Raw genomic sequence first — 1,400 nt, 5'->3', positions numbered from 1 at the left:
CAGGGCTGATTGCGTTCTCGGATGTTGAGATGGTCGGAGCGAGTGGCCAGGTCACGGACTGATCGCGGGGGGCGTGTCTGCGGGCCGGGAAGCAACAAGGCCCCGTAGAACGGCGATTGCCTAGATCAATCGTCCTACGGAGCCTCGTTGTCGCCTCAGTCTGCCATGCCGTCGGTGTTGTCGTCTCTGCTCACGGTGACTTCGCGGGCCGCGGCCGGTGGGCCTGTCGAGTGCCCGGCCGGTCAGGACGGCGGCGCCGGAACGGCCGATCTGCGGCAGGTGTGGGCGCAGATTCCCGACCCGCGTGACCGGCGGGGCCGCCGCCATTCGCTGGAGGTGATGTTCGCGTTGGTCCAGGCGGCGATCGTGTCGGGAGCGACCACTTTCGCGGCGGTCCGGCACTGGATCGCCGCGGCGCCCGAGCAGGTGCTGGAGAGCGTGGGCGCACGCCGCAACGCCCGCACCGGCCGGTTGGAGGCACCCCATCCCGACACGGTGTGCCGGACCCTGGCCAGGGTCGATCCCGCCCAGGTCGACGCCGCCTACGCCCGCTACCAGGCAGCGCAGGTCCCCGGCCTCTACGACGCCGATGAGCTGATCGCCGTCACCGTGGACGGCAAGACCCAGCGCGGCACCGCCACCGGCCACGACCGGGCCCGGCACCGCCTGGGCGCGATGCTCGCCGCCGACGCCCTCACGCTCGCCCAACTGGACGTCGACGGCAAGACCAACGAGATCACCGCGTTCGTGCCGCTGCTGGACCAGATCGACGACATCACCAACATGGTGATCAGTGCCGACATGATGCACACCCAGCGCCGGCACGCCCGGTACCTGCGGCGCCGCGGCGCCCACTTCGTGTTCGCTGTCGGCGGGAACCAGCCCGCCCTGTTCGACCAGCTCGACCGGCTCGCCTGGAGCGATGTCCCGTGCGGATGGACCACATACGACCGCGGCCACGCACGCCAGGAGATTCGCACCATCCAGGTCCGTCCCGCACCCGCAGGACTCAGATTCCCCCACGTCAAACAGGTGTTCCTGGTCGAACGCCACTTCTACGGCCTGGACGGAGAGCCCCTGTCGGCCCAGGCGGTCCTCGGCGTCACCAGCCTGACCGCCGCCCAAGCCGACCCCCGGCGCCTGGCCGCTCACGTCCGCGGCGAATGGGCCATCGAGAACCGCGACCACTACGTCCGCGACGTGACACTGGGCGAAGACCGGTGCCGCGTCCGGACCGGTGCACTGCCCTCGGTCCTGGCCGTCATGCGCAGCCACGCCATCGGCGCACTACGCCTGCTCGGCTTCACCAACATCGCCGAAGCCACCCGCTGGGCACGCGACGACTTCACCCACCCACTCATCGCACTCGGTCTCAACATCTGAGAACGCATTCAGCCCTG

Annotated in this window: 1 protein-coding gene; it reads left to right on the top strand. The window is 69.9% G+C overall.

What is annotated here, in order from left to right:
- Positions 1-165 precede the first annotated feature (165 nt).
- On the top strand, positions 166-1,383 hold the full coding sequence (locus SM611_RS37580; RefSeq protein ID WP_371955170.1) for an ISAs1 family transposase: 1,218 nt from the start codon (positions 166-168) through the stop codon (positions 1,381-1,383).
- Positions 1,384-1,400 lie beyond the last annotated feature (17 nt).

Origin of the sequence: Actinomadura monticuli (assembly GCF_041463655.1) — a bacterium.
In the GTDB taxonomy this organism is placed as follows: domain Bacteria; phylum Actinomycetota; class Actinomycetes; order Streptosporangiales; family Streptosporangiaceae; genus Spirillospora; species Spirillospora monticuli.
The sequence above is the reverse complement of the archived record's forward strand: the minus strand, read 5'-3'. Positions and strand labels throughout refer to the sequence as shown.